General features: G+C 63.8%; 26 protein-coding genes. 4 read left to right on the forward strand and 22 right to left on the reverse strand.

Translation table 11 applies throughout. The features are described from left to right. The first annotated feature begins 13 nt into the window (after positions 1-13). Entirely contained in the window at positions 14-328 is a 315-nt protein-coding gene (locus LB566_RS16190; protein ID WP_140492726.1) for a hypothetical protein, read from the forward strand. 87 nt (positions 329-415) lie between these two features. On the opposite strand, the gene leuC is transcribed toward LB566_RS16190, so the two are convergent. The 9 genes from leuC to rplS all read right to left on the reverse strand — a co-directional run bounded on the left by leuC (position 416) and on the right by rplS (position 6,849). Continuing rightward, complete coding sequence (leuC, locus tag LB566_RS16195) at positions 416-1,825, reverse strand: 3-isopropylmalate dehydratase large subunit (RefSeq protein WP_224625125.1); 1,410 nt, start codon at positions 1,823-1,825, stop codon at positions 416-418. A 66-nt stretch (positions 1,826-1,891) separates the two neighbouring features. Next, positions 1,892-2,053, reverse strand: a complete 162-nt coding sequence (locus LB566_RS16200; protein WP_181172466.1) for a hypothetical protein — start codon at positions 2,051-2,053, stop codon at positions 1,892-1,894. Between the two features lie 47 nt (positions 2,054-2,100). Beyond that, a complete protein-coding gene (locus tag LB566_RS16205) occupies positions 2,101-2,472 on the reverse strand; it encodes a VOC family protein (protein ID WP_140550707.1) in 372 nt (123 codons plus the stop codon). A gap of 160 nt (positions 2,473-2,632) precedes the next feature. After that, a complete protein-coding gene (locus LB566_RS16210) occupies positions 2,633-3,268 on the reverse strand; it encodes a class I SAM-dependent DNA methyltransferase (protein WP_224625126.1) in 636 nt (211 codons plus the stop codon). 68 nt (positions 3,269-3,336) lie between these two features. After that, positions 3,337-4,140 carry an amino acid ABC transporter permease gene (locus LB566_RS16215; protein WP_224625127.1) on the reverse strand — a complete coding sequence of 268 codons (804 nt, stop codon included), beginning with the start codon at positions 4,138-4,140 and terminating at the stop codon, positions 3,337-3,339. Positions 4,141-4,256: 116 nt separating this feature from the next. Further along, positions 4,257-5,054, reverse strand: a complete 798-nt coding sequence (locus LB566_RS16220; RefSeq protein WP_224625128.1) for a transporter substrate-binding domain-containing protein — start codon at positions 5,052-5,054, stop codon at positions 4,257-4,259. Positions 5,055-5,231: 177 nt separating this feature from the next. Then, positions 5,232-5,741 (reverse strand): MarR family winged helix-turn-helix transcriptional regulator, encoded by a 510-nt coding sequence (locus LB566_RS16225; RefSeq protein WP_140550711.1) that lies wholly within the window; start codon positions 5,739-5,741, stop codon positions 5,232-5,234. Next, positions 5,738-6,154, reverse strand: a complete 417-nt coding sequence (locus LB566_RS16230) for an organic hydroperoxide resistance protein (RefSeq protein ID WP_224625129.1) — start codon at positions 6,152-6,154, stop codon at positions 5,738-5,740. Before LB566_RS16230 ends, LB566_RS16225 begins: the two co-directional genes overlap by 4 nt. Before the next feature lie 155 nt (positions 6,155-6,309). Continuing rightward, a complete protein-coding gene (gene rplS, locus LB566_RS16235; RefSeq protein ID WP_140492749.1) occupies positions 6,310-6,849 on the reverse strand; it encodes a 50S ribosomal protein L19 in 540 nt (179 codons plus the stop codon). Between the two features lie 305 nt (positions 6,850-7,154). Between rplS and LB566_RS16240 the strand changes: the two genes are divergently transcribed. Further along, the gene (locus tag LB566_RS16240; protein ID WP_224625130.1) at positions 7,155-7,907 is read left to right on the forward strand and encodes a sulfite exporter TauE/SafE family protein; all 753 of its coding nucleotides are present in this window, start codon (positions 7,155-7,157) and stop codon (positions 7,905-7,907) included. Here the strand turns inward: LB566_RS16240 and trmD are convergent. Then, entirely contained in the window at positions 7,889-8,590 is a 702-nt protein-coding gene (gene trmD / locus LB566_RS16245) for a tRNA (guanosine(37)-N1)-methyltransferase TrmD (RefSeq protein WP_140643305.1), read from the reverse strand. The genes LB566_RS16240 and trmD overlap by 19 nt on opposite strands. Next, the gene (gene rimM / locus LB566_RS16250) at positions 8,587-9,186 is read right to left on the reverse strand and encodes a ribosome maturation factor RimM (protein WP_224625131.1); all 600 of its coding nucleotides are present in this window, start codon (positions 9,184-9,186) and stop codon (positions 8,587-8,589) included. The genes trmD and rimM overlap by 4 nt, the downstream gene beginning before the upstream one ends. A 314-nt stretch (positions 9,187-9,500) precedes the next feature. Between rimM and LB566_RS16255 the strand changes: the two genes are divergently transcribed. Together LB566_RS16255 and LB566_RS16260 are read left to right on the forward strand one after the other, a co-directional pair. After that, a complete protein-coding gene (locus LB566_RS16255; RefSeq protein ID WP_224625132.1) occupies positions 9,501-10,439 on the forward strand; it encodes a tyrosine recombinase XerC in 939 nt (312 codons plus the stop codon). A gap of 169 nt (positions 10,440-10,608) precedes the next feature. Continuing rightward, the gene (locus LB566_RS16260; protein WP_224625133.1) at positions 10,609-11,676 is read left to right on the forward strand and encodes a TraB/GumN family protein; all 1,068 of its coding nucleotides are present in this window, start codon (positions 10,609-10,611) and stop codon (positions 11,674-11,676) included. 530 nt (positions 11,677-12,206) lie between these two features. Here LB566_RS16260 and lpdA read toward each other — a convergent pair. The 11 genes from lpdA to sucC all read right to left on the reverse strand — a co-directional run bounded on the left by lpdA (position 12,207) and on the right by sucC (position 23,131). Next, complete coding sequence (lpdA, locus tag LB566_RS16265) at positions 12,207-13,610, reverse strand: dihydrolipoyl dehydrogenase (RefSeq protein WP_224625134.1); 1,404 nt, start codon at positions 13,608-13,610, stop codon at positions 12,207-12,209. 26 nt (positions 13,611-13,636) lie between these two features. Continuing rightward, positions 13,637-14,392 carry an SDR family oxidoreductase gene (locus tag LB566_RS16270; protein WP_224625135.1) on the reverse strand — a complete coding sequence of 252 codons (756 nt, stop codon included), beginning with the start codon at positions 14,390-14,392 and terminating at the stop codon, positions 13,637-13,639. Next, positions 14,389-14,895 carry a hypothetical protein gene (locus tag LB566_RS16275; RefSeq protein WP_140550720.1) on the reverse strand — a complete coding sequence of 169 codons (507 nt, stop codon included), beginning with the start codon at positions 14,893-14,895 and terminating at the stop codon, positions 14,389-14,391. Before LB566_RS16275 ends, LB566_RS16270 begins: the two co-directional genes overlap by 4 nt. Positions 14,896-14,933: 38 nt before the next feature. Next, positions 14,934-16,220, reverse strand: coding sequence for a 2-oxoglutarate dehydrogenase complex dihydrolipoyllysine-residue succinyltransferase (gene odhB, locus LB566_RS16280; protein WP_224625136.1), 1,287 nt, complete (start codon positions 16,218-16,220; stop codon positions 14,934-14,936). Positions 16,221-16,266: 46 nt separating this feature from the next. Then, positions 16,267-19,251, reverse strand: coding sequence for a 2-oxoglutarate dehydrogenase E1 component (locus LB566_RS16285; RefSeq protein ID WP_224625137.1), 2,985 nt, complete (start codon positions 19,249-19,251; stop codon positions 16,267-16,269). Positions 19,252-19,398: 147 nt separating this feature from the next. Beyond that, positions 19,399-20,301: a succinate--CoA ligase subunit alpha gene (gene sucD, locus LB566_RS16290; protein ID WP_140492789.1), complete on the reverse strand. Its 903-nt coding sequence runs from the start codon at positions 20,299-20,301 to the stop codon at positions 19,399-19,401. 26 nt (positions 20,302-20,327) lie between these two features. Next, a complete protein-coding gene (locus LB566_RS16295) occupies positions 20,328-20,744 on the reverse strand; it encodes a PIN domain-containing protein (RefSeq protein WP_224625138.1) in 417 nt (138 codons plus the stop codon). Continuing rightward, on the reverse strand, positions 20,671-20,976 hold the full coding sequence (locus tag LB566_RS16300) for a hypothetical protein (RefSeq protein WP_224625139.1): 306 nt from the start codon (positions 20,974-20,976) through the stop codon (positions 20,671-20,673). Before LB566_RS16300 ends, LB566_RS16295 begins: the two co-directional genes overlap by 74 nt. Positions 20,977-21,060: 84 nt before the next feature. Next, complete coding sequence (locus tag LB566_RS16305; protein WP_224625140.1) at positions 21,061-21,558, reverse strand: DUF1579 family protein; 498 nt, start codon at positions 21,556-21,558, stop codon at positions 21,061-21,063. A 3-nt stretch (positions 21,559-21,561) separates the two neighbouring features. Beyond that, entirely contained in the window at positions 21,562-21,933 is a 372-nt protein-coding gene (locus LB566_RS16310; RefSeq protein ID WP_224625141.1) for a cupin domain-containing protein, read from the reverse strand. Between the two features lie 4 nt (positions 21,934-21,937). Further along, entirely contained in the window at positions 21,938-23,131 is a 1,194-nt protein-coding gene (gene sucC, locus LB566_RS16315) for an ADP-forming succinate--CoA ligase subunit beta (RefSeq protein ID WP_224625142.1), read from the reverse strand. Between the last annotated feature and the right edge of the window lie 4 nt (positions 23,132-23,135).

Below are 23,135 nucleotides of genomic sequence, written 5' to 3' on the forward strand. Positions count from 1 at the left end.
AGAGGAACCGATAATGGCCGATACAATCACCCTGACCGATCACGAGGCAATCCGTTCGTGGGCCGCGTCGCGCGCCGGCTTTCCGGCCATTGTCGATGTGTCGCCCGAAGCCGGCACGCAGGCGATGCTGCGGCTGGTGTTCGGCCAGCACGCCTATGAGGACGAAGACCAGCCGGAGCGTCCGATCAATGCCGGAGGTTATGAGCTGGTCGAGTGGGACGAATGGTTCAAACTCTTCGATGAACGCGGGCTGGCCCTGGTGGTCGCCGCTGAAGAACCCGGGCGCCGCGAGCAGTTCCACGAGATCATCCGCCGCGACGACCGGTGAAGCCGCAACATGTGCTGGACGCTCAAGCAGAAGGCCCGAATCGCATCGCGATCCGGGCCCTTGCGTTTCGATCGAACCAGCCGCGATTTACTTCCAGTCGCGAATATCGACGAAGTGGCCGGCGATCGCCGCCGCCGCAGCCATGGCCGGCGACACCAGATGGGTGCGTCCCTTGAAGCCCTGCCGGCCCTCGAAATTGCGGTTCGAGGTCGAGGCGCAGCGCTCATGCGGCTTCAGCCGGTCGTCGTTCATGGCAAGGCACATCGAGCAGCCCGGCTCGCGCCAGTCGAAGCCGGCGGCGAGGAAGATCTTGTCCAGCCCTTCGGCCTCGGCCTGTTCCTTGACCAGGCCGGAGCCCGGCACGATCATGGCATTGACGCGCGGATTGACTTTTCGGCCCTCGACCACCTTGGCGGCGGCGCGCAGATCCTCGATGCGGCCGTTGGTGCAGGAGCCGATGAAGACGCGGTCGAGGGCGATGTCGGTGATCTTCGTTCCCGGCGTGAGGCCCATATAGTCTAGCGCGCGCTGCTTTGAGGTGCGCTTGTTTTCGTCGGTGATGTCTTCCGGGTTCGGCACAATCCCTTGCACCGAGACAACATCCTCCGGGGAAGAGCCCCAGGAGACGATCGGCGGCAGTTTGGCCGCATCGAGCACGATCACCTTGTCGAAATGCGCGCCGTCGTCGGATTGCAGCGTCTTCCAGTAGGCGAGCGCGGCGTCCCAGGCGGCGCCCTTGGGCGCGCGCGGCTTGTCCTTGACATAGGCGAAGGTCGTCTCGTCGGGTGCAATCAGGCCGGCGCGCGCGCCGCCCTCGATCGACATGTTGCAGATCGTCATGCGGCCTTCCATCGACAGCGAGCGGATCGCCTCGCCGGCATATTCGATGACATAGCCGGTGCCGCCGGCGGTGCCGATCTCGCCGATGATGGCGAGGATGATGTCCTTGGCGGTGACGCCTTCCGGCAACTGGCCGTCGACGCGCACCAGCATGTTCTTGGCCTTACGCTGGATCAGCGTCTGCGTCGCCAGCACGTGCTCGACCTCCGACGTGCCGATACCGTGCGCCAGCGCGCCGAAGGCGCCGTGGGTGGAGGTGTGGCTGTCGCCGCAGACGATGGTCATGCCGGGCAAGGTGAAACCCTGTTCCGGCCCGATGATATGGACGATGCCCTGGCGGATGTCGTTCTCGGAATAATACTCGACGCCGAAATCCTTGGCGTTCCTGGCCAGAGCCTCGACCTGGATGCGGCTTTCCTCGTTCTTGATGCCGAACTTGCGCTCGGGCGAGGTTGAGACGTTGTGGTCGACCACGGCCAGCGTCTTTTCGGGATGACGGACTTTGCGGCCACTCATGCGCAGGCCCTCAAAAGCCTGCGGGCTGGTCACCTCGTGAACGAGGTGGCGGTCGATATAGAGCAGGCAGGTGCCGTCGTCCTGGCGGTCGACGACGTGGTCGTCGAAAATCTTGTCATAGAGGGTGCGCGGTGCGCTCATGTGCGTAAATCCGTCGATATGAGAATGGGAAGGGCAGACGCCGAGATGTCCGGCGGAACGACTGGATCAGTCGGCCCGTGTAAGTCGGCTGGTCGGCGCGCCACAGACGCGCGCGGAGAAGCGCGACGGCAGGCGTTTTCTGTCCTGCAGCACGAACCCCTTGTAGGCCGGATCGCCAAAAAGCTCTTCCATGGCGGGGTAGATAGCAATGTTTTGGGTTTTCGGCAATTGCGTGCCTTCGCGGAACCTGGTTCCTGGGTCACGAAATGGGGAGATTACTGTCTGTCCTTCTTGAATTCGAACAGCTCAATGACGTTGCCCGATGGATCTTCAAGCAGGATAGCCCGGCCCGCACCGCCATCGCTGATGTTCCCTCGGAACGTCACTCCGGCCGCGCGCAGCCGGTTGATCAGGTCGTCCAACCCCTTGGTTACGACCATGAACCTGTTCCACCCACCTGGCTTCGGATTACCTCCGGCCTGACCACCGCTTCCCGCACCGGGAGCGCTGAGATACAAGGTAAGGTCGTCGCGAAGCAGCGCTGCGAACTTGCCAGGATTGTGCATTTCGACCTTGAATTCGAGACTGTCCCGGTAAAATTCTACCGCCTTGTCTACGTCGGCGACGATATAACGGACGGACGCCATTCAAACCGTCTCCTCTCGTGAGGAATTACTAGGGCCGCGCCATAGCCGCTTTCGCCTGGCGCAGCCCACACTTTCGGAACGCACCTGGCTTTCGGAACGCACTTACTTGCACATAGTTCCGGCCACTGGCGTTTGGATGCTGAAGACAGCCATCACTGCTCTACAGGATTTCGAACACGAAGCTCTTCACCAGCGCATCCGGCTCGGCGATGGCGTAGCAGCGGAACCATGGGCTTTGCTCGACCGGGCGCCATTTGCCCGCCTGCTCCAATTCGTCGAACACGGCCTGAAACCGGCCGCTCTCAAACACTTGGTCGCGCACGGTGAAGATGGCGTGGCCGCCTTTCTTCGTGACGCGCACCAGTTCGTGCAGGCCCGAAGCCGGCGCATGGCTGATGGTGAACACGCCGGTCGAGAAGAAGGCGCGGAAATGCCCGTCGGACCAGGGCAGCGGGCCGCCCAGCATTGCCTGCTTCAGCTCGCCATAGGCGTTGCGGCTGCCGGCGATCTTCAGCATGTCGTCCGACAGGTCGAGCCCGGCGATATCGCCGTAGCCCAGCGCCTTCAGCGACGGCCCCGACAGGCCGGTGCCGCAGCCGGCGTCGAGCAGCGGCCCATCGCCGGCCGGCACATGGCGCGCCACCCAGGCGGTGATGAGGAACGGCAGGAGATAACCGAGCGAAGCGGTCTCGCTGTCATAGGTCGCGGCCCATGCGGCATAGGCCTGCGCCAGGGTTTCGGGCGTATCGGCCGTATAGACCGAGTCCAGCGCGACATTGGCCTTGTCGATGTTCATGGGCATGCTCCTCCTCCAGTGCGCAGTCGGAGCGTAACGCCGTCCTTGCCGAAAGACTATTCCTGATGCTAGCGGCGCAGCCGCCGTTCCAGCGCCCGGAGCGCCAAAGACAAACCGACGGTCAGGATGAGATAGATGTAGGCTGTTATCGAATAGGTCTCGAAGAAGCGGAAGGAGCCGGCGGCATAGACCTTGCCCATCTGCGTGATGTCGGCGACGCCGAGCACCGAAACCAGCGAGGAATCCTTGACCAGGGCGACGAAGTCATTGCCGAGCGGCGGCAGGATCGTGCGGATCGCCTGCGGAAAGACGATCAGCCGGAAGCGTTGCGTCCGCGTCAGCCCGAGCGCCTTGGCCGCTTCGATCTGGCCCTTCTCGACCGCCTGAATGCCGGCCCTGAACACCTCGGAGATGAAAGCGGAATAGCCGATGGTCAGCGCCATGATGGCGCGCCACAAGAGCGAGACGTCGCGCACCTGCAACTCGCCGAGATAGCCGGCGCTCTGCAGCGGCGCGGTCAGCGTGTTCCAGGCCGCGACGAAAGCCGGTGCGGCGGCAAACGCGATCCAGAACAAAAGCACCAGGATCGGCACGCCACGGATGATTTCGACATAGAAACGCGCGATCTGCCGCAGCCACTGCGAACCCGACAATCCCATCAGCGCGATGCCGAGGCCGATCATCGAGGCCAGCGCGAAGGCGACAATGGTGACGAAGATGGTGACGCCGATGCCCTTGGCGACAGTGGCGAAGACCTGGGCATAGAGATCGCTGGCGGCGATGGCGAGCGCGGCGACCAGGGCAAGGACAAGGGCGGCGGCCAGCCACCAGGGAAATTCAGGTCTGGCGGAGGAGGAAGTCGAGGACGGCATCAGATATTGCCGGTGACAAAGATACCAAGGCTGCGTTCTGTCACACCTCCCTCTGGACGCAGAGTCAGCGCAAGTTCCCGCGCATAACCATCACGCAATGCGCGTAACAACGAGGTTCACTGCCCCATCTTGTAATCAAGGAACCATTTTTTGTTCAGCGCGTCGAAGGTGCCGTCGGCCTTGAGCGCGGCGATCGCGGCGTTGACGGGCTTCACCAGATCGGAGCCCTTGGGGAAGATGAAGCCGAAATCCTCGGTGCCGAGCGGGCCGCCGATCAGCTTCAGCTTGCCCTCGGAAGCGTCGACATAGCCCTTGCCCGCGGTGCCGTCCGTGAGCACCACATCGACGTCGCCAGTCTTCAGCGCCTGCACGGTGGCACCGAACGTCTCGAACAGCTTTATGCGCGGGTTCTGCTCATTGCCGTCCAGTACGCTGTAGACGGCGGTGTAGAAGGGCGTCGTGCCGGCCTGCGCGCCGATCAGCCCGTCCTTGAAGGCGCCGAAGGTCTTGGCGTCGGTGAAGCGGTTCTCGTCGCCGCGCACCAGCATGAACTGTTCCGAGCGCATATAGGGGTCGGAGAAATCCACCTTCTGCTTGCGGTCGTCCTTGATGGTGATGCCGGTCATGCCGATGTTGTACTGGTTGTCGGAAACCGCCTGGATCATCGCGTCCCAGGAGGTGTTCTGGTACTCGACGGTGAAATTCAGCCGCTTGGCGATCTCGTTCATCGCGTCATATTCCCAGCCGATCTGTTTTCCGGTCTTGGCATCGATGAACTGCAGCGGCGGATAGGCGTTTTCCGTCACCACCACCACCTTCTTGCCGCCAAGATCGGGCAGCGCCTGGGCGAAGGCGGCAACGGGCGCAAGCATGACGGCAAGCAGGCCGGCCAGCAGCAGTAGCGATTTGGTCATGACACACTCCCCGGAAGTGAAAGTGCCCGGACATGGCCGGGCCTGCAAAGGAAATCCGGCGCCGACTTTAGCTCTCCGCAAGCGCCATGCAAGACGCTCCGCTACGCCACGGCTGGCGAAAAACGCAAATAGATACTTTCGGCCGGGATTTTGGGGAACGATCCTTGCCGTGGCCGATCAGCCGCGCTGCGGCGCTCCGGCATCGGCCTCGCGCAGCCCGGCGACAAAGCGGGTCAGCGTGCCATGTAGCGACTTCAGCTCGGCTGGGTCGAGAGGCAGGCTGCAGAGCATGGCGGCGGGGATGTCCCTGGCGCGCTCGCGCAGGGCCTGGCCCTTGGCGGTCGGCTCGACCAGCACGCGGCGCTCGTCGGCAGGATCGCGCCGGCGCGTAACCAGGCCGCCGGCCTCGAGCCGCTTGAGCAGCGGCGTCAGCGTCGCCGAATCGAGGCCCAGCGCCTCGCCGAGCTCGCCCACCGTGCTCGGCGCGCGCTCCCACAGCGCCAGCATGGCCAGATATTGCGGATAGGTTAGGCCAAGCGGATCGAGCAACGGCCGGTAGAGCTTCGTCATCAATCCGCTTGCCGAATAGAGCGCGAAGCAGAGTTGATCGCGGAGCCTTGGAACCGCGCTGGTCCCGGCGTCATCCGCCGGGACCAGGTCTGAACTGTCTTTGGTTTTCGCCGTCATGTCGCCTTTGCCGAAATCGCCACCTCGATATTGCCCCTGGTTGCGTTGGAGTAGGGGCAGATCTGGTGCGCCGCCGATACAAGCGCTTCTGCGGCCGCCTGATCAAGGCCTTTCGTCTCGGCCGCCAGGGAAACGCCGAGCTTGAAACCCTCGCCATTGGGAAGAAGGTCGACGGTCGCGGTTACCGCGGCGTCGGCAAGCGGAAGCTTCTGTTTGCGCGCGACGAAGCGGATGGCGCTTTCGAAGCAGGCGGCGTAGCCGATGGCGAAAAGCTGCTCGGGATTGGTGGCGCCGCCCGGCCCGCCGAGCTCCTTGGGCATCCCCAGATCGACCTTGAGCAGACCGTCGCTGGTCTCGCCATGACCGGCGCGGCCGCCGGTGACGCGAGCCTGTGTGGTATAAAGTGCCATCATACATCTCCAATTATATTGTACACGATTAGTTAGTGTACAAATTGCTGTTTCGTCAACACCCCGGATCCTGATCATGCGGAGGAAAAGCGATCACAGTCTGGTGAAACGAAAAAAGGCGGCCGAAGCCGCCTTTTCAAAATCCTTCGTCGAAAACCTTACTCGGCGGCTGCGGCTTCCGCAGCCTTGGCGGCCTCGTCGGCGGCCTTCTTCTCGGCGGCTTCCTTGGCGGCCGTCTCGGCGGCCAGCGCCTGCGCGGCGGCCACCTTCTCGGCCTCGATGCGCGCCTTCTCGGCGTTCAGCGCATCGCGCTCCTCATCGTTGAGCTTGCGGGCGCGCACGCCGGTGTTCTCGGAAATACGGGCCGACTTGCCGCGACGGTCGCGCAGGTAATAGAGCTTGGCACGACGCACCTTGCCGCGACGCACGATCTCGACGCCTTCGACCATTGGCGAAAACACCGGGAATACGCGCTCGACGCCTTCGCCGTAGGAGATCTTGCGGACGGTGAAATTTTCCTGGAAGCCGGAACCGGCGCGGGCGATGACAACGCCTTCATAGGCCTGGACGCGGGTGCGGGTGCCTTCGGTCACGCGGACCTGGACGCGCACGGTGTCGCCGGGCTGGAATTCGGGAAGCTTGCGCTTGGCTTCGATCTTGGCGGCCTGTTCGGCCTCGAGCTGACGGATGAGATCCATCTCAATAATCCACTTCTTGTTCTTCCGACAGTCAGAGCGCCCGGCGCTCGCCTTGCAGTTCCAATGACCGCTCGGCTATGCCCTTTGTTCGAAAACATCGGGCAGGGGCGACTACACCGCCATTGTTGACGGGTCCGGCAGATTTCTCCCGGTTCGGCGGGCACATACAGCTATTTCGACGCTTTGTCACGTCTTGGCCGCGTCTTTTTTGCTCGCGTGCACCATCGTATCCGTCCACTGCCGGGTTGCAAGGGCCCTTCAAGCTGCCTAAGGCGGGGCAACCATAGTTCTCCGGCGGCATCCTCATGTCCTTTTTCGACGCGGTCCTGCTATTCATGGCGGGTTTTCTTTCCGGCGCCGCCAATGCGGTCGCGGGCGGCGGCACCTTCATCACCTTCGGCGCCATGACCTTGGTCGGCCTGCCGCCGATCGTCGCCAACGCCACCTCCTCGGTGACGCAATTTCCCGGCTATATCACCTCGACGCTGGCCTACCGGGACGACATCCGTCATTTCTGGCGTGGCGCCCTGCTGCTCTGCCTGATATCGGCGCTCGGCGCACTGGCCGGCGCGCTCATCCTGTTGGCGCTGGACAATCCGTCATTTCGCGTCCTGGTGCCGTGGCTGCTGCTGGCCGCGACGGCGCTGTTCGCCGCCGGGCCGTGGCTGAAGCCCGCACCCAAGCCGGGGCATGAGGCTTCTGTGGGCTCCTTGGCCGGCTCGCTGGCGCAGTTCGTCACGGCCATCTATGGCGGCTTCTTCGGGGCCGGCATGGGCGTGATGATGCTGGCGACGCTCGGCCTCACCCAGGCCGGCGACTACCACCGCCTGAACGCGCTGAAAAACATGCTGGCCATCGTCATCGCGGCGGTCGCCATCGTCGTCTTCGTCTCGGGCGGGGTCGTCGCCTGGCCGCAGGCGATCATCATGATCCCCGGCGGCGCGCTGGGCGGCTATGCCGGCGTGTGGATCGCCAAGCGCGTGCCGCAGAACGTGGTGCGCGGCTTCGTCGTCGCGGTGGGGCTGTTCCTGGCTTTCTACTATTTCGCCAAGGGCTGAGGCGAGCCGAGCAAGTCCGGCCGCCGTTCTCGAGTCAGCTTCTCCGACTCTGCCCGCCGCCAAGCTGCGATCTTGCCGTGGTTGCCCGAGGTCAGCACCTCGGGAATGGGCCGGCCCTCGAAATCCTGTGGCCGTGTGTAATGCGGGTGCTCGAGCAGGCCGTTTTCAAAGCTCTCTTCTTCACCCGACACGGCATTGCCCATGACGCCGGGCAGCAGCCGCACCACCGCATCGAGCAGCACAAGCGCCGCCGGCTCGCCGCCGGAGAGGATGAAGTCGCCGATGGAGACTTCCTCCAAATTCCGCGCGTCGATCACCCGCTGGTCGATGCCTTCGAAGCGGCCGCACAGGATGACGGCGCCCGGCCCGGCGGCCAGTTCGCGCACGCGCGCCTGCGTCAGCGGCTTTCCACGCGGGCTCATCAGCAGCCGTGGCCGCAAATCGCCTTCGGGCGAGGCATGGTCGATCGCCCTGGCCAAGACATCGGCCCGCATGACCATGCCGGCGCCGCCGCCGGCCGGCGTGTCGTCGACAGTGCGGTGGCGGTCGGTTGCGAAGTCGCGGATCTGGATTGCCTGCAGCGACCATGTACCGGCCTCCAGCGCCCGCCCGGCCAGCGACAGGCCAAGCAGACCCGGAAACATTTCCGGGTAGAGCGTAAGCACGGAGGCGGAGAAGCTCACCGGTTGCCCCCGGCGTCCCTTGGGCCGCGCGGCCTGCCCTTCGGGTCGAAGCCTTCCTCGCGCGGCGCTTCGCCGTCCTCGTCCTCGACCAGCCCGGCCGCCGCCGGGTCGACGCGCACAAAACCCCCGGCGATCGACACTTCGGGCACAGCGGCCTGCGTGAACGGGATCAACACGCCCTTGCGCCCGGCCAGCGTCACATCGAGGATGTCTCCGCCGCCGAAATTGTGCACGGCGACGACCTTACCAAGGACGGCTCCCGTATCGTCCCGAACCTCCAGACCGATCAGGTCGGCATGATAGAATTCGTCCTCCTCGCCGTCATCGGGCAGCATGGAGCGATCGACGAACAGCTCCGTGCCGGCCAGCGCCTCGGCCGCGTTGCGGTCACCGACACCCTTGAAGCGCACCACAACCACGGTGTTGGCAGGCCTTATGTCGATGATCTGGAAGGCGCGGCCGTCCTTGGCATAAAGCGGCCCGTAATCGGCGAGCGCCAGTGGATCGCCGGTGAAGGTCTTGACGCGCAATTCGCCCTTGATGCCGTGGGCGGCGCCGATCACGGCCATCTGGACGGGGTTCTGGGGCTTGCTCATGGCGCGCTTTTACCTTCGTCCTCCACGGTCGGAGCAGGCGCGAAGCGACTGCGCAGACCCGAGGATCCATTCCGTTACTGTGATCAAAACCCACGGCAGTTCAGAAAGGCTCACGGGTCTCGTCCCTGCAACTCTCTATTGGCGGACATCCGGCGGTCTCCGCAGCAAAGAGGCACCGGGCTTTCAGCCAATCACCAAGGTTTTGACTTGCCGCCAATCGACTCCTAGCCCCACCGGGTTGTCATTTCAATGACGGCCTCTTCACCGCTTCCTAACCCGGCCGCCGGAAGATGAAGGCGAACCGGAACGACGCCATGCAGGAATTCCTTATCCCGGCAAAGCCCGACCTCCAGGCGGTGCGCGAAAGCTGGCTCAAGATGCTGGCGCGAGAACGTCGGCTGTCGCCCGAGACAGTGGAAGCCTATGAGCGCGACACCAGGCAGTTCCTGCATTTCCTGACGGGGCATAATGGCGGACCGCCCGGCATTGCCGACATCGCCGATCTGCGCCCGGCCGACCTGCGCGGTTTTCTCGCCGCCCGTCGCAATGAAGGCGCAGGCGCCCGCACGCTCGGCCGGGGGCTGGCCGGAATTCGCTCACTCTTGCGCTTTCTGGAACGGCGTGGTCTCGCCAACGCGGCCGGCGCGGCGGCCCTGCGTGCGCCTCGCCAACCCAAGTCGCTGCCGAAACCGCTGACGGCCAGTGATGCAAAACATGTCGTTTCCGTCGAAGGTCAATTGGCGGACGAATCCTGGATCGCCGCCCGCAACGCCGCCGTGCTGACGCTGCTCTACGGCTCGGGCCTGCGCATTTCCGAGGCGCTCGGCCTTGCCGGCGCCGACCTGGCGTCGGAGGCCGACACGGTGCTGCGCGTCACCGGCAAGGGTGGCAAGACGCGGTTGGTGCCGGTGCTGCCGGTGGCGCTCAAGGCGGTTGCCGAATACCGCCGGCTGTGCCCCTACCATCTCGACCCCAAGGGCCTGTTGTTTCGCGGCGCGCGGGGCGGCCCGCTCAACCCGGCCATCGTCCAGCGCGAGATGGCCAAGCTGCGCTCGGCGCTCAACCTGCCGGACACGGCAACGCCGCACGCCTTGCGCCATTCCTTTGCCACGCATCTGCTCGGCCGCGGCGGCGACCTGCGCACCATCCAGGAACTGCTCGGCCATGCCAGCCTGTCGACCACGCAGATTTACACCGGCGTCGACACGGCGAGGCTGTTGGAGATCTATGAATCGGCTCACCCGAGGGCGTGAAGTATTGGGGTGTGCGAGGCTTGCGGACTTCGCCGCGGGATGACGATGGGTGGCTCAACTAACCACAGGCCGTTCAGTAATTCGAGCGATCGTCAAAACTGATTGAACCGGAGACAATTTCATTCTCCCGGTTAACCGTTTTGCCGTTTTTCCAGCTTAGGAAAGCATCATGAAACGGGTCATCGTCATCGCCGACCGCGCTGCGCTCTTCTCGCTGAAGCTGCTCTTGGCGCTCCATGTGCTGTTTTTCCTGTCTCTGCTCGCCGTCCTGTTGTTCGCGGCCGGCAAGGCGCATGCCGAAATCCCGTCCTGCACTGGTGCCGACATGCTGTCGGCGTTGCAGAAGAGCGACCCGTCCACCTATCGCAAGATCGAGGCGGAAGCCGCCGCAACGCCGAACGGCAAGGGCCTGCTGTGGAAGCTGGAGAAGACGGGCGAACAGCCGTCCTTCCTGTTCGGCACCATGCACATGACCGATCCGCGCGTCACCGCGCTGCCGCCGGCGGCGCAGAGGGCCTATGACGGCGCCGGCACCGTCGTGATCGAGACCACCGAAGTGCTCGACCAGCAGAAGATGATGGCGGCCCTGCTCAAGGAGCCGGAGCTGATGATGTTCACCGACAGCACGACGCTGTCGTCGCTGCTGTCGCCCGACGATGCTGCGGTTGTCGATAAAGCGCTCGATGAACGCGGCATCCCGCCGGCAACCGTCGCCAAGATGAAGCCGTGGATGCTGTCGGCCATGGTGGCGCTTCCAGCCTGCGAGCTCGCCCGCAAGGCCGGCGGCGCGCCGGTGCTCGACGTCAAGCTTGCCGAGGATGCCAAGGCCTCCGGCAAATCCGTCGAAGGGCTGGAAACCGTTGCCGATCAGCTGCGCGCCATGGCCTCGCTGCCGATTGCGTTCCACATGAAGGGACTGGTCGACACGCTGAAGCTCGGCGACAGGATGAACGACGTCAACGAAACCATGATCGTGCTCTACCAGCGCGGCGAGACCGGCATGTTCTGGCCGCTGTTTCGCACCGTGCTGCCCGGCGAAACTGGCGACGCGACGGGCTATGCGGCATTCGAGCAGACCATGATCACCAGCCGCAACAAGGCGATGGTCGATCATGCCGGACCATTCCTCGCCAAAGGCAACGCCTTCATCGCCGTCGGCGCACTGCATCTGCCCGGTCCCGAGGGCCTGGTCGAGGATTTCCGCAAAGCCGGCTATACTGTCACCGCTGTCGATTGAGTCGCGTGGGCAGTGGAGGAACCAGGCGCCGCGTTTTCGGCGCTTTCCATCCCTAGCGTGAAACCCCTTCAACGGTTGCGCGTTGATGGCTGTTGATTGATCATTTTCATCCACGGAGGACACTTTTATGGCGAATCCATCAAATGACACGCCCAGGCCAGGTGGCGGTGGCAGCCCTTGGCTGATTGCATTGGTCGTCGTTATTCTGGCTGTAGTCGCGTATTATGTTTTCGGAAGAAGTGGTGAGCATCCGGCGACCGAACCGCCGGCCGCGAGCACACCGGCCCCGGCTCCCGCGCCCGCGGAACCGATGAAGCCCGCCGAACCGGCACCCGCGCCTGCCCCGGCACCCGCGCCGGCTCCTGCACCGGCGACACCGGCTCCCGCGCCGGCCCCAGCTCCCGCGCCCGCACCGGCCCAGTAATCCGGGCCACGGCTTTCAACGAAAGAACGGCCCGCCTTCCGGTGGGCCGTTCTGCTTTGGGGTAGTTCCTGACGAAAAGCCGTTTCACGGCTTTCCGGGGATAACTCTAAATATGGATCGGCTTGAAGAACGTCGCCAATGCCGCTTCCTTCACTGCTTCCGACATGGTCGGATGGGCATGGCAGGTGCGGGCGAGATCTTCCGACGAGCCGCCGAATTCCATCAGCACCGCCGCCTCGTGGATCATCTCGCCGGCGCCGAAGCCAACGATGTGAACTCCGAGCACGCGGTCGCTGGCCTTGTCGGCCAGAATCTTGACGAAGCCGTCAGTGTGCAGCATGGCGCGCGCCCGGCCATTGGCGGTGAACGGGAACTTTCCGACCTTGTAGTCGATGCCGGCCTTCTTCAATTCCTCCTCGGTCTTGCCGACCGAAGCGATCTCCGGGCTGGTGTAGACAACACTCGGAATGACGTCGTAGTTCACATGGCCGGCCTGGCCGGCAATCGTCTCGGCCACCGCCACGCCCTCATCCTCGGCCTTGTGCGCCAGCATCGGCCCGGCGATGACATCGCCGATGGCATAAATGCCTGATACGTTGGTCCTGAGGTGCGCGTCCGTCTTGACCCGCCCGCGCTCATCGACCTCGATGCCCGCTTCCTTCAGGCCGAGGCTGTCGGCGAAAGCGCGGCGGCCGGTGGCGATCAGCACCATGTCGGCCTCGATCGTCTCGGCCGCGCCGCCTTTCACAGGCTCGAAAGTGACGCTGGCGCCCTTCTTGGTCTTGGCGACCCCGGTGACCTTGGCGCCGAGCCTGAATTCGAAGCCCTGCTTGGAGAGCAGCCGCTGGAATTGCTTGGAGACTTCGCTGTCCATACCGCCGAGGATGGTGTCGAGGAATTCGACCACGGTGACCTTGGCGCCGAGCCGCGCCCAGACCGAGCCGAGCTCGAGCCCGATGACGCCGCCGCCGACCACGACGAGATGGCCGGGCACCTTGTCCAGCGACAGCGCGCCGGTCGAGGACACGATGACTTTCTCGTCAAAGTCGACCGTGACGCCAGGAATGCCGGCAACGTCCGAGCCGGTGGCGATGACGATGTTCTTCGTCTCGATTTCCTCGACCTTGCCATCCTCGCTGGTCACCGACACCTTGCCCGCAGCGACCACCGTGCCGATGCCGCGAAAGCTGTCGATCTTGTTCTTCTTGAACAGGAACGCGACGCCGTTGACGTTCGCCGTCACCGTCGCGTCCTTGTGCGCCATCATCTTCTTCAAATTGAGCTTCGGCGTCACTTCGACACCCAGCGTATCGAAGGAATGGCCGGCCTCGGCGAACATCTCGGAGGCATGCAGCAACGCCTTGGACGGGATGCAGCCGATGTTGAGGCAGGTGCCGCCGAAGGTCGGGTTCTTCTCGACCACCGCGACCTTCAGCCCGAGCTGCGCCGCCTTGATGGCGCAGACATAGCCGCCCGGTCCCGAGCCGATGATTACGACGTCATAAGCCATGTTTGTTTCCCTTTTTCTTGGGGCGCTCAGCGGCCGCCGCTGACATTCAGGATCGCGCCGGTCGTGTAGGACGCGGCATCGGACAACAGGTAGAGAACCGCGCCCGCGACTTCATCCGCGGTGCCGGCTCTTTTCATCGGCAGAAGATCGCGGAACCGTTCTATCCGGTCCGGCTGTCCACCCGAGGCATGGATTTCGGTATCGATGATACCCGGCCGCACCGCATTGACGCGGATGCCTTCCAGCGCCACCTCGCGGGCGAGCCCGATGGTGAAGGTGTCGATCGCGCCCTTTGAGGCGGCATAATCGACATATTCGCCCGGCGAGCCCAAAGTCGCCGCCGCAGATGAGATGTTGACGATGGCACCGCCCGAACCGCCGTGACGGCTCGACATCCGCTTCACCGCTTCGCGGGCGCAGAGGAACGACCCCACGACATTGATGCGCATCATGCGCTCCAGCCGTGAAACATCCATCTCATCGATGCGCGCCTTGACGTCGACGATGCCGGCGTTGTTGACGAGAGCGTCGAGCCGGCCATAGGTGCGGTCGACGGCTTCAAACATGGCAACGATATCGGATTCGACGCCGACATCGCCCCTGACCGCAAGGGCCTCGCCGCCCACAGCCTTGATTTCGCCGACCAGCGCCTCGGCGGCTGTCTGGTTGGAGGCGTAGTTGACCGCCACGCGATAGCCAGCCTTCGATCCGAGCCGGCAAATGGCGGCGCCGATGCCGCGGCTGCCGCCGGTGACAAGCAGCACCCTTTGCGCTTCACTCATTCCTGGCATCCCTTCAAGGCAAACACATCCGACGGCACTTTCGAAAACCCGGCGCCGCCATAGGCGGTGGATTGATGCAATACCGGACCGAGATCGGGCAGGATCAGCGTCTTCGGTGCTTCGACGCCTTCGGCCGGCAAAAGGCCGATGCCGCCCTTCTCATCCGACGTATAGATGACGCCGTTCCATAAGGTGCAGGCGGCAAGCTCGGTGCCGGTCACGTCGCCTGCCGGGCATTTGTACATCAGCGCCCCGTTCGGCCGCGAAACACCTTCATTCCATTGGACGATGCCGTTCAGCACCACATTGTTGTCGAGGATCAAGCGGAGCGTGTTGGTGACGGTCGCCGACGTGCCGGTCGGAGCAAAATTGATCTCACTGCCGCTCTGGGCATCGCCGTAGACGGCGAGTTCGATTGGGCATGCGGCATTGGCGTGGACGGCGGCGAATGCCATACCGGCCGCCAGCGCTATCGGTCCGGCGGGCCCAGGGACCAGGGCCATTATTGGCTACTCCGACCGCGAGCCGCCATCCGACCGCCTCAGAGATCAAGCACCAACCGTTCCGGATCCTCCAGGCTTTCCTTGACACGAACCAGGAAGGTGACCGCTTCCTTGCCGTCGACGATGCGGTGATCGTAGCTGAGCGCCAGATACATCATCGGCCGGATCACGATCTGGCCGCCGACCACGACGGGCCGGTCCTGGATCTTGTGCATGCCCAGAATACCCGACTGCGGCGCGTTGAGGATCGGCGTCGACATCAGCGACCCGTAGACGCCGCCGTTGGAAATCGTGAAGGTGCCGCCCTGCATGTCCCCAACCGACAGCTTGCCGTCGCGCGCGGCGATGCCGAGCCGGCCGATCTCCTTCTCGATCTCGGCGATAGACATCTGGTCGGCGTCGCGCACGACAGGCACGACCAGGCCCTTTTCAGTGCCGACGGCGACGCCGATATGGGCGTAGTTCTTGAAGATGATGTCGGTGGCGTCGATCTCGGCGTTGACCGAGGGGATTTCCTTCAGCGCGTGCGTGACGGCCTTGGTGAAGAAACCCATGAAGCCGAGCTTTACGCCGTGCTTCTTCTCGAACACGTCCTTGTACCTGGTCCGGAGCGCCATCACCGCGCTCATGTCGACCTCGTTGAAGGTCGTGAGCATGGCGGCGGTCGACTGCGCTTCCTTCAGCCGGCGGGCGATGGTCTGGCGCAGCTTGGTCATGCGCACGCGCTCCTCGCGCGCGGCATCGTCACCCGACGAGGGTGCGCGGGCGACCGCTGGCGCGGCGGGTGCGGGTGCCGCCTTTGGCGTCTCGGCCGGCTGCGACGGCGCGCCCTTGGAGATGGCATCGAGCACGTCGCCCTTCAGCACCTGGCCGCGCTTGCCCGAACCGGAAAGCTGGTCGACCGACAGATTGTTCTCGGCGATCAGTTTCGCCGCCGCCGGCGCGGGCGGCATGGCGCGCGGCTCGACCGGACCGGCGTCACCGGCGACCTTGGCGGTCTCGGCGGCGGCCTGCTTGGTGGTCTGCGCCGCGTCGGGGCTGGACGCCTGCGCCACGGCTTGCGGCTTGGTCACTGGTGCGGCGGCGCCGCCGGCCGAAATCGAGCCCAGAAGCGCGCCGACCCCGACTGTCTCGCCTTCCTTGGCGGCGATCTCGCCCAAGGTGCCGGCACCCGGCGAGGGAACCTCGACCGTCACCTTGTCGGTTTCGAGCTCGACCAGCGGCTCGTCGGCGGCAATGGCATCGCCCACCTTCTTGAACCATTTGCCGATGGTCGCCTCGGTGACGGATTCGCCGAGAGTGGGAACGCGGATTTCGGTAGCCATTGTGCCTGTCCGTTTCTGTCTGTCTGTTCTATTCGCTCAACTCTGCCTACTCGCCGAGCGCGTCTTCGAGCAAGGCGGCGAGCTGGGCGAGGTGCTTGGACATCAAGCCGGTCGCCGGCGAGGCCGATGCCGGCCGGCCGGTGTAGCGCACCCGCTGGTGCTTGGCGTCGATATGCGCCAGCACCCATTCCAGATACGGGTCGATGAACGACCAGGCGCCCATGTTCTTGGGTTCCTCCTGGCACCACACCATTTCGGCATTGCGGAAGCGCGACAATTCGGTGATCAGCGCCTTGGCCGGGAACGGGTAGAGCTGTTCGACGCGCAGCAGATAGATGTCGTTGATGCCACGCTTCTCGCGCTCCTCATAGAGGTCGTAATAGACCTTGCCCGAGCACAGCACGACACGGCGGATCTTGGAATCCTTGGTCAGCTTGATGGCCTGGTTGGGCAAGAGCTGGGCATCGTCCCACAACAGCCGGTGGAACGAGCTTTCGCCCGACATTTCCGGCAGCGTCGACACCGCCCGCTTGTGGCGCAACAGTGACTTCGGCGTCATCAGGATCAGCGGCTTGCGGAAATCTCGCTTCAACTGCCGGCGCAATATGTGGAAGTAGTTGGCCGGCGTCGTGCAGTTGGCCACTTGCATGTTGTCTTCGGCGCAGAGCTGGAGGAAACGCTCAAGCCGGGCAGACGAATGTTCCGGCCCCTGGCCCTCATAGCCATGCGGCAGCAGGCAGACGAGGCCCGACATTCTGAGCCACTTGCGCTCTCCGCTGGATATGAACTGGTCGAACACCACCTGGGCGCCATTGGCGAAGTCGCCGAACTGCGCTTCCCACAGCGTCAGCGCCTTCGGCTCGGCCAGGCTGTAGCCATATTCGAAGCCGAGCACGGCTTCTTCGGACAGCATCGAGTTGATGACCTCATAGCCGGCCTGCGCCGCCGAAAGATTGTTGAGCGGGATGTAGCGGGTCTCGTCGCGCTGGTCGTAGAGCACGGAATGGCGCTGCGAGAAGGTGCCGCGCTCCGAATCCTGCCCGGAGAGGCGGATCGGGTTGCCGTCGAGCAGGATGGCGCCGAAAGCGAGCGCCTCGGCCGTCGACCAGTCGATGCCTTCGCCCGATTCGATGGCCTGGCGGCGGTTTTCGAGGAAGCGGATGATCGTCTTGTGCGCCTCGAAATCCTTCGGCACCTCGGTCAGCTTCTTGCCGATCTCCTTCAGCGTCTTGACCGGCACCGCGGTCTTGCCGCGTCTTGTTTCATCCTGATTGTCGGCGGTGCGCAAGCCCGACCAGGCGCCATCGAGCCAGTCAGCCTTGTTGGGCTTGTAGTGCTGGCCGACTTCCCATTCGGATTCCAGATGTTCGCGCCAATCGGCCTTGAGCTTGTCGAACTCGGCCTGGGTCATGTGGCCTTCGGCGATCAGCCGGTCGGCATAGATCTGCACCGTCGTCTTATGGGTGCGGATGTTGCGATACATGATCGGCTGCGTGAACGCCGGCTCGTCGCCTTCATTGTGGCCGAAGCGGCGATAGCAGAACATGTCGACCACGACAGGCTTGTGGAACTTCATGCGGAATTCGATCGCCACCTTGGCGGCGTGCACCACGGCTTCCGGATCGTCGCCATTGACGTGGAAGATCGGCGCCTCGATCATCTTGGCTACGTCGGACGGATAGGGCGACGAGCGCGAGAAGCGCGGATTGGTGGTGAAGCCGATCTGGTTGTTGATGATGAAATGCAGCGTGCCGGCGACCCGGTGGCCGCGCAGGCCGGACAGGCCGAGGATCTCGGCAATCACGCCCTGGCCGGCAAAGGCGGCGTCGCCATGCAGCAAAAGCGGCAGCACCTTGGCTCGCTCTTCCAGCGGCACGATCTCCTCGCGGCCGCGGCCGAACAGGTAGTCCTGCTTGGCGCGCGCCTTGCCCATCACCACCGGGTCGACGATCTCCAGATGCGAGGGGTTGGCCGTCAGCGACAGATGCACCTTGTTGCCGTCGAACTCGCGGTCCGACGAGGCGCCGAGATGGTATTTGACGTCGCCCGAGCCCTCGACCTCGTCGGGCGCGGCAGAGCCGCCCTTGAATTCGTGGAAGATGGCGCGATGCGGCTTGGCCATCACCTGGGAGAGCACGTTGAGGCGGCCGCGGTGCGCCATGCCGAGCACGATCTCCTTCAGCCCGAGCTGACCGCCGCGCTTGACGATCTGCTCCAGTGCCGGGATCAGCGCTTCGCCGCCGTCGAGGCCGAAGCGCTTGGTGCCCTTGAACTTGACGTCGGCGAACTGCTCGAAGCCCTCGGCCTCGATCAGCTTCTGCAGGATCGCCTTCTTGCCGGTCGCGGTGAAGGAGATCTCCTTGTCGGCGCCCTCGATGCGCGCCTGGATCCAGGCCTTCTCTTCCGGATCGGAGATGTGCATGAATTCGACGCCCAGCGTCGAGCAATAGGTGCGGGTCAGGATGTCGAGCATCTGACGGACGGTGCCGAATTCGAGCCCGAGCACATTGTCGAGGAAGATCGGCCGGTCATAATCGGCTTCGGTGAAGCCGTAATTCTCCGGCGACAGCTCGTTATAATCCTCGAGCGTGGCGATGCCGAGCGGGTCGAGATTGGCGTGCAGATGGCCGCGCATGCGATAGGCGCGGATCATCATGATGGCGCGCACGGAATCGCGCGTCGCCTGATGCACGTCGGCGTCGGAGGGGACGGCGCCGTTGACGGCAGCCTTCTCCTTGACCTTCTTTTCGATGTGCTTCTCGACCAGGCCCCAATTGCCGTCGAGCGCCGACACCAGCTCGCCATTGGCCTGCAGCGGCCAGGAGGGCTTGGCCCAGGAGGCGCCCTTGGCGTTCTTGCGGACATCCCCGGCATCGTCCTTCAGGCCGGCGAAGAACTCCTGCCATTCGGGATTGACGGAGGCTGGATCGTCCTCATACGCCGCATAGAGCGCGTCGATATAATCGGCATTGCCGCCATAGAGGAAAGAGGTGAGCGAAAACTGGTCGTTGGCCTGATCTTGTCGTGCCATTTTTGTTCGCGGAGCCCGGCTCCGTCTCCTGTTTTTGGAGGGGAGTAGGGCAGTAGGGGAGTAAGGCAGTAGGGAAAGCAGGCGGCGCCGCGCTCATCCCGTTCTTCCTATTCCCCTACTGCCATACTGCCCTACTCCCTTACTGCCTTAACCCTTGATCGCCTCGACCAGCGTCGTACCCAGCCGGGCCGGCGATGGCGAAACCTTTATTCCGGCCGATTCCATTGCCGCGATCTTGTCCTCGGCGCCGCCCTTGCCGCCCGAGATGACCGCGCCGGCATGGCCCATGGTGCGGCCGGCCGGCGCCGTGCGCCCGGCAATGAAGCCGGCCATCGGCTTGCGGCGGCCGCGTTTAGCCTCGTCCTTGAGAAACTGCGCGGCGTCTTCCTCGGCCGAGCCGCCGATCTCGCCGATCATGATGATCGACTTGGTCTCGTCGTCGGCGAGGAACATTTCGAGCACGTCGATGAATTCGGTGCCTTTGACCGGATCGCCACCGATCCCGACGGCGGTGGTCTGGCCGAGGCCGACATTGGTGGTCTGGAACACGGCTTCATAGGTAAGCGTTCCCGAGCGCGAAACAACACCGACCGACCCCTTGCGGAAGATGTTTCCGGGCATGATGCCGATCTTGCATTCGTCGGGGGTGAGCACACCGGGACAGTTCGGGCCGATCAACCGCGACGTCGAACGGTCGAGCCGCGCCTTGACCTTGATCATGTCCATGACAGGTATGCCTTCGGTAATGCAGACGATGAGCGGGATTTCGGCCTCGATGGCCTCGATGATGGCTTCGGCAGCACCCGCCGGCGGCACATAGACGACGGAAGCATTGGCGCCGGTCCTGGCCTTGCCTTCGGCGACGGTAGCGAAGATCGGCAGGTTCTCGCCCTTGGCGCCGGTCCAGGTTTCGCCGCCCTTCTTGGGATGGATGCCGCCGACCATCTTGGTCCCGTGATAGGCCAGCGCCTGTTCGGTGTGAAACGTGCCGGTCTTACCGGTCAGGCCCTGCACGAGCACCTTGGTGTTCTTGTCGACGAGAATGGACATGGTGAGAACGCCTCTGAATTCAGCGATTACAAGAAAGGATTGACGGCTCGCACCGAGCCATAAACCTGGTTGCGGTTGAGATCTTCGGTGTAGAAAATCGGCGCGCCGAGATATTCGGCCGCGGCAAGAAGCGCGGCGTCGTCATAGTGAATTCGGTAGTGGCCTGCGAGGTCCAGCCCTGCGCGAACATAGCTTTCGTCGACAGGCACCAGCGGACAAGTGCCGAGGTGGACCAGCCATTGGTCGACCGGATCATCCCTGAGAAGGGATTTCGTCCGCGATACGGCGACGAATTCGGCCAAAGTTCGCCCCGAAACGCCAAAGATGGTCCCCGAGACAAGTTCTGAAGTGATTGGCGCGCGGCGCGGATCACGATTTTTCTCCGAAGCCGCGTAGATCAGGTCGTTCGTGTCGAGAAAGCAATCGATCTTCCCGGTCGGCATGGGCGTCCCTTCGATCCCACCTGTAGGAAGTGTCGGCGCTGTCGCTTCGTTTCGCGGCCTCATCCATGAGCCGCTCCATTCCCGCCTTGGCCCAAGCGATCCGGTCTTCCTGCTCGACCTCATGCGCAAGCAGCGAATGGATGTGGGCGTTGAGCGTCGTCTCGCAGTGTCCCGCAAGGCCTCGCGCCTTCTCGAGCAGAGCTTCGTCCATGGCCAGGGTGACGTTCTTCATCGTCCGTCTCCACATAAATACACAGGCATTATAGGTGTGTTTATGTGTGGTCCTTCAACTGGCTTGCCTGCGATCAGCATCTGCTCAGCCTTCCCTCATCTCGGAAGGCGAGACGCGCCGGTAGACGCCGCTCACCATGTCTTGCCAGGCATCACTGCCGGCGGGTTTGAAATGCAATCGCATGCGGTAAGCGTCGCGACCGTCGAAAATATATGCCACGCGCGCCGCGCCGCGCGGCGACGAGCGCTCCAGAGTGAGTTCGTCGCCATTCCACGCGCCGGTAGCGGGTGACATCGGCACAAATCCCATCGAGTCGAACTGGTGCATGGTGACGGCGCCGTTCTGTTGGTCGAAGCCGAACACATTGTGGGCGCCGAAAGAGACCGTGCCGTCGCGGCGCTGGCGATAGCGCTGCACCACGAATTGGCCGCCGACCTCCGCTTCCGCTATCACTTCCGAAGTCGCAATACCTTCATCGGTCCATTGCGTCGCCGCCACCTCTTCCACGCCGTGCCACACGCCGACCAGCGCCTGCAGGCGCTGGTGATCAGCCGAGAGCGAGGAGAAGGAGGCCGCGTTCATGGCTCAGAGCCGCTTCAGGTCGGTAACGGTGAGATCGCTCTTGGCGTTGCCGGTGTTGAGCGTCGTCGCCGGCTCGAACATCAGCACCACCGGTTCCGGTGTCAGCGAACGCGGCCGGTGCTCGACGCCGCGCGGCACGACGATGAAATCGCCTTCGCCGAGCTCGACCGGACCGTCGCGGAAATCGATGGCGATGCGGCCGCGCAGCACGAGGAAGGCTTCGTCCTCATCGACATGGGCATGCCAGTCGAAGGCCGCGCCGAACTTGGCGACCTTCGCCTGGCTGTCATTGACGTCGCCGGCGATATGCGGATCGAAGACCTTGGTGATCTTCTGATCCGCCGCCTCGACGAGATTTATCTTGCGCGGAGGCACTTGATCAGCCCTTCACCGCCGCCACGATCTTCTTGGCGGCGTCATCGAGATCGTCGGCCGACACGACGTTGAGGCCGCTGTCGTTGATGATCTTCTTGCCGAGTTCGGCATTGGTGCCTTCCAGGCGCACGACCAGCGGCACTTTCAGGCCCACTTCCTTGACTGCGGCGATGACACCTTCGGCGATGATGTCGCACTTCATGATGCCGCCGAAGATGTTGATCAGGATGCCCTTGACCGCCGGATCCTTGGTGATGATCTTGAAGGCCGCCGTCACCTTCTCCTTCGACGCGCCGCCGCCGACATCGAGGAAGTTGGCCGGCTCGGCGCCGTAGAACTTGATGATGTCCATCGTCGCCATGGCGAGGCCGGCGCCATTGACCATGCAGCCGATATTGCCGTCGAGCGCGACATAGGCAAGGTCGTATTTCGACGCCTCGGTTTCTTTCTCGTCCTCTTCGGTGGTGTCGCGCAGTTCGAGCACATCCGGGTGGCGAAACAGCGCGTTGTTGTCGAACGACACCTTGGCGTCGAGCACGCGCAGGCGGCCGTTCTTCATGACGATCAGGGGATTGACCTCGAGCAGGCTCATGTCCTTCTCGACGAAGGCCTTGTAGAGGATCGGGAACAGCGTGCCACCGTCCCTGGCGGCGTCGCCGTCGAGCTTCAGCGCGCCATTGAGTTTCTTCATGTCATCCGCGGTTACGCCCTTTTCCGGATCGATGGCGACGGTGACGATCTTTTCCGGCGTGTCGTGGGCGACCGCCTCGATGTCCATGCCGCCTTCGGTCGAGACGACGAAGGCGATGCGGCCGACCGAGCGATCGACCAGAACAGACAGGTAGAGCTCGCGCTCGATGTCGGCGCCGTCCTCAATATAGAGCCGGTTGACCTGCTTGCCAGCCGGGCCGGTCTGCTTGGTCACCAGCGTGTGGCCGAGCATCTCGTTGGCGTTGGCGACGACGTCGGCGACCGACTTGGCCAGCCGCACGCCGCCCTTGGCGTCGGGGCCGAGCTCCTTGAACTTGCCCTTGCCGCGGCCGCCGGCATGGATCTGGCTCTTCACCACATAGAGCGGGCCGGGCAGCGCCTTGGCGGCGGCTTCAGCCTCGCTCGCCTTGAACACCGGCACGCCTTCGGCCACCGGCGCGCCAAAACTCTTCAGCAGCGCCTTGCCCTGATATTCATGGATGTTCATCTGG

This window comes from Mesorhizobium sp. CA13 (assembly GCF_020165235.1).
In the GTDB taxonomy this organism is placed as follows: Bacteria; Pseudomonadota; Alphaproteobacteria; order Rhizobiales; family Rhizobiaceae; genus Mesorhizobium.

Coding starts and splice junctions, on each gene's coding strand:
- LB566_RS16210 (WP_224625126.1), bottom strand. CDS start 3,268: ATGAACATCGACAAGGCCAATGTCGCGCTGGACTCGGTCTATACGGCC.
- LB566_RS16295 (WP_224625138.1), bottom strand. CDS start 20,744: ATGCCGACCGGGAAGATCGATTGCTTTCTCGACACGAACGACCTGATC.
- LB566_RS16220 (WP_224625128.1), bottom strand. CDS start 5,054: ATGACCAAATCGCTACTGCTGCTGGCCGGCCTGCTTGCCGTCATGCTT.
- LB566_RS16230 (WP_224625129.1), bottom strand. CDS start 6,154: ATGATGGCACTTTATACCACACAGGCTCGCGTCACCGGCGGCCGCGCC.
- LB566_RS16190 (WP_140492726.1), top strand. CDS start 14: ATGGCCGATACAATCACCCTGACCGATCACGAGGCAATCCGTTCGTGG.
- LB566_RS16270 (WP_224625135.1), bottom strand. CDS start 14,392: ATGAGTGAAGCGCAAAGGGTGCTGCTTGTCACCGGCGGCAGCCGCGGC.
- LB566_RS16305 (WP_224625140.1), bottom strand. CDS start 21,558: ATGAACGCGGCCTCCTTCTCCTCGCTCTCGGCTGATCACCAGCGCCTG.
- sucC (WP_224625142.1), bottom strand. CDS start 23,131: ATGAACATCCATGAATATCAGGGCAAGGCGCTGCTGAAGAGTTTTGGC.
- LB566_RS16260 (WP_224625133.1), top strand. CDS start 10,609: ATGAAACGGGTCATCGTCATCGCCGACCGCGCTGCGCTCTTCTCGCTG.
- sucD (WP_140492789.1), bottom strand. CDS start 20,301: ATGTCCATTCTCGTCGACAAGAACACCAAGGTGCTCGTGCAGGGCCTG.
- LB566_RS16225 (WP_140550711.1), bottom strand. CDS start 5,741: ATGACGGCGAAAACCAAAGACAGTTCAGACCTGGTCCCGGCGGATGAC.
- lpdA (WP_224625134.1), bottom strand. CDS start 13,610: ATGGCTTATGACGTCGTAATCATCGGCTCGGGACCGGGCGGCTATGTC.
- odhB (WP_224625136.1), bottom strand. CDS start 16,220: ATGGCTACCGAAATCCGCGTTCCCACTCTCGGCGAATCCGTCACCGAG.
- LB566_RS16285 (WP_224625137.1), bottom strand. CDS start 19,251: ATGGCACGACAAGATCAGGCCAACGACCAGTTTTCGCTCACCTCTTTC.
- LB566_RS16205 (WP_140550707.1), bottom strand. CDS start 2,472: ATGGCGTCCGTCCGTTATATCGTCGCCGACGTAGACAAGGCGGTAGAA.
- rplS (WP_140492749.1), bottom strand. CDS start 6,849: ATGGATCTCATCCGTCAGCTCGAGGCCGAACAGGCCGCCAAGATCGAA.
- rimM (WP_224625131.1), bottom strand. CDS start 9,186: ATGAGCAAGCCCCAGAACCCCGTCCAGATGGCCGTGATCGGCGCCGCC.
- LB566_RS16240 (WP_224625130.1), top strand. CDS start 7,155: ATGTCCTTTTTCGACGCGGTCCTGCTATTCATGGCGGGTTTTCTTTCC.
- LB566_RS16255 (WP_224625132.1), top strand. CDS start 9,501: ATGCAGGAATTCCTTATCCCGGCAAAGCCCGACCTCCAGGCGGTGCGC.
- LB566_RS16215 (WP_224625127.1), bottom strand. CDS start 4,140: ATGCCGTCCTCGACTTCCTCCTCCGCCAGACCTGAATTTCCCTGGTGG.
- LB566_RS16275 (WP_140550720.1), bottom strand. CDS start 14,895: ATGGCCCTGGTCCCTGGGCCCGCCGGACCGATAGCGCTGGCGGCCGGT.
- LB566_RS16300 (WP_224625139.1), bottom strand. CDS start 20,976: ATGAAGAACGTCACCCTGGCCATGGACGAAGCTCTGCTCGAGAAGGCG.
- leuC (WP_224625125.1), bottom strand. CDS start 1,825: ATGAGCGCACCGCGCACCCTCTATGACAAGATTTTCGACGACCACGTC.